Origin of the sequence: Micromonospora orduensis, assembly GCF_006228125.1 — a bacterium.
GTDB lineage: Bacteria > Actinomycetota > Actinomycetes > Mycobacteriales > Micromonosporaceae > Micromonospora > Micromonospora orduensis.
Map to the genome: position 1 here is coordinate 1 of NZ_VDFY01000062.1, position 2,936 is coordinate 2,936.

4 protein-coding genes are annotated in these 2,936 nt (G+C 67.9%); 3 read left to right on the forward strand and 1 reads right to left on the reverse strand.

From position 1 onward, the window contains the following. Together FHG89_RS00910 and FHG89_RS00915 are read left to right on the forward strand one after the other, a co-directional pair. Positions 1–359, forward strand: a 359-nt coding sequence (locus FHG89_RS00910; protein WP_208760822.1) for a cellulose binding domain-containing protein, incomplete at its 5' end; no start/stop codon positions are given. Positions 360–1,018: 659 nt separating this feature from the next. Then, positions 1,019–1,339 (forward strand): helix-turn-helix domain-containing protein, encoded by a 321-nt coding sequence (locus FHG89_RS00915; RefSeq protein ID WP_139582000.1) that lies wholly within the window; start codon positions 1,019–1,021, stop codon positions 1,337–1,339. A gap of 75 nt (positions 1,340–1,414) precedes the next feature. Here FHG89_RS00915 and FHG89_RS00920 read toward each other — a convergent pair whose 3' ends face one another. Next, positions 1,415–1,771, reverse strand: coding sequence for a hypothetical protein (locus FHG89_RS00920; protein WP_244295075.1), 357 nt, complete (start codon positions 1,769–1,771; stop codon positions 1,415–1,417). 165 nt (positions 1,772–1,936) lie between these two features. Here FHG89_RS00920 and FHG89_RS00925 point away from each other — a divergent pair. Next, positions 1,937–2,936 (forward strand): glycoside hydrolase family 6 protein (locus FHG89_RS00925; protein WP_139582002.1); only part of this gene is annotated, 1,000 nt, incomplete at its 3' end.

The following is a 2,936-nucleotide window of genomic DNA, read 5'->3' on the forward strand; positions in this document are numbered from 1 at the left end:
CCACTCCGCCGCCCACCACTCCGCCGCCCACGACCCCGCCGCCGACGGGTGAGCCGGGCACCTGCGCCGCCACCTACCGGACGATCAACACCTGGCCCGGCGGCTTCCAGGGTGAGGTGACCGTGGCCAACAACACCGCCACGACCCTGAACGGCTGGACCGTGGGTCTGACCCTGGCCAGCGGTCAGGCCATCAGCAGCCTCTGGAGTGGAATCAACACGGGCACCACCGGCAGCGTCACCGTCCGCAACGCCGCGTACAACGGCAACCTGGCGGCGAACGCCTCGACGACGTTCGGTTTCACCGCCACCGGCGACGGTGCCACCGCACCCGGCAACATCACCTGCACCAGCCCCTGAACGGAGCGGTAACCGGGCCCGGAGCCAGCTGGCTCCGGGCCCGCGGTGTCAGCCGAGGAATCACATCCATGCTCGCCAGCCGAGGTGTGGGGAGCGGCGGGCAATCACCCCTGCCGGCGTCCCAGAAAACCTGGGTTGAAACGACTAGACATCTTCGGCGAGCTGACATACTGTTCTTCGAGTCGAGAGAGTAAAGATCCGTCAAGACATGGACGGACCGTCCGGCCGTGACGTCACGACGGGCGGTGTGGAAGGAACGATCTCCACTGTTCCTTCCGTGGAGAGGTACGAGCAGGCGGGGCCGAGGCAGTTTCAGGGCTCCACCTGGTGTTCGCCGTAGGGGTGGGGGCCATGAAGTCGCGTGGGCCCCGACACCGGCGGACCGCACGACAGCAAGGGAAATGAGAAGCAGAGGAAAGGGAGGGCCATACACCGTTGGATCGCCCGCCGTCGGCCTTCATGTCAGGCCGGGCGGACACCGCAGTTTCCATCGAACGAGAGGTGGTCTCCGGTCACGCATATGCGATCCTCGCACCCGAAGCCGTCAGTTGCGGCTGGTGCGGATATGACGAGCCGACGAAGCTGTCGGCAGATGGTGTTCTGACCCGTAACCCTGGGCCCCGGCGCTTCGGCGCCGGGGCCCTCGACGTGGAGGTGACATGGCGCAAAGCCCCGATGACATGTTCGGCGACGAGAACTACCCGGCGTACACGATCGGCCAGGCCGCGGAGATGCTCGACACGACGCAGGACTTCCTGCGCCGCCTGGACGAGGCAAAACTGATCAACCCGCACCGCTCTGCCGGCGGGCACCGCCGCTACTCCCGCTACCAGCTGCGCCTGGCAGCGCGCGTGCGTGAGATGGTCGACCAGGGCACCGCTCTGGATGCGGCCTGCCGGATCGTCATCCTCGAAGATCAACTCGAGGAAGCCCTGCGACAGAACCAGAGCCAGCAGCCTGGCGCACGGCAACGCGACTGATCGGCCACCTTCCTTCCGCCGAGGTCGTCGCACCCGGGACTCGACGATCCAGTCTGTGCGCGGCACCGAGGGCTGTCAGTCGGCGACGACGAGCGCCTGAGGCGCGGCGGCCTTCATCCGCGTACGCAGCCACTTGAGCTGGATCGCAGTCTCCCCCTCGCAGCGCCGCACGACCGCGAGCAGCTCGTCGTCGCGGGCGCCGTAGGCGGCCTGGCCGACGACGGTCCAGGTGATGTCGCACTCGGCCGCCATCAGGTAGAGGTCCTGGAGGTCCCGAAGGAGGCCGATGCCGCCGGTGCGGGTGCCGCTGAACAGGTGTGAGTGCAGCCGGTCGGGCTCGGTGGGTGCGTCCTCGAAGTAGCGGGCGGCGAAGGTGCGCCGCCGGTCCGGACTGACGATCAGTGTGGTCCTACCCGCCGACGGATGCGACACCTTCGGCGACACCGGTGTGCCGGGTGGTCGTTGGATCGAATCCGTGAGCCAGGTGCCGGTGAACGACAGGCGTGAATGCCTTGGCAGTGGCGTGCGCCTCCGCTACCGTCATGGGAACGCTCCCATGAACTTGGATACATCAATGTGATCAGGAGGAAACACGTCGTGGCTATCCTCTCCCCCCGGCGCGGCAGATCAACGGCCATCAGTATGGCGGCCATCGCGGGTCTCGCCGCCGCCGGCGTCTGCTTCGCCGTCGGCGGCGCGTCCGCCGGCACGGTGTCCGGATCGCTCTACCGCGACCCGAGTTCGGCCGTCGTCCGCTGGGTCGCCGCCAACCCCGGCGACTCACGTACCGCCGTCATCCGCGACAAGATCGCTAGCCAGCCGCAGGCCCGCTGGTTCGCCAACTTCAACCCGTCGACCGTGCAGTCCGAGGTCTCCGGATTCATCGGCGCCGCCAACGCGGCGCAGCAGATCCCGGTGCTGGCGGTGTACGAGATCACCAACCGGGACTGCGGCGGGGCCAGCGCGGGTGGTGCCCCGGACCTCAACCAGTACCAGACGTGGGTGTCGAACTTCGCCAGAGGCCTGGGCAACCGGACGGTCCTGATCATCCTGGAAACCGACTCGCTCGCCCTCCAGACGTGCCTGAGCGGAGCCGAGCTCAACGCGCGCAACCAGGCGATCTCGACGGCCACCCAGACCATCAAGTCGGCCAACCCCAACGCCAAGGTGTACCTCGACGGCGGCCACTCCACCTGGAACAGCGCGAGTGAGACGGCCAACCGGCTCCGGGCGGCCGGCGTGCAGTACGCCGACGGCTTCTTCACCAACGTGTCGAACTACAACTCCACCTCCGGCGAGGCGAACTTCGGCCGCTCGGTCATCTCCGCCCTGAATGGCATGGGCATCTCGGGCAAGCGCCAGATCATCGACACCAGCCGTAACGGCGGTGCCAGCGGCGACTGGTGCGGCGACGACAACACCGACCGGCGCATCGGTACGTACCCGACGACCAACACCGGTGACAGCAACATCGACGCGTACCTCTGGGTGAAGCCGCCGGGCGAGGCGGACGGCTGCCGCTACACGGCCGGTTCCTTCCAGCCCGACCTGGCCTACAGCCTGGCCAACGGCGCGCCCAACCCGCCCACCACCGCGC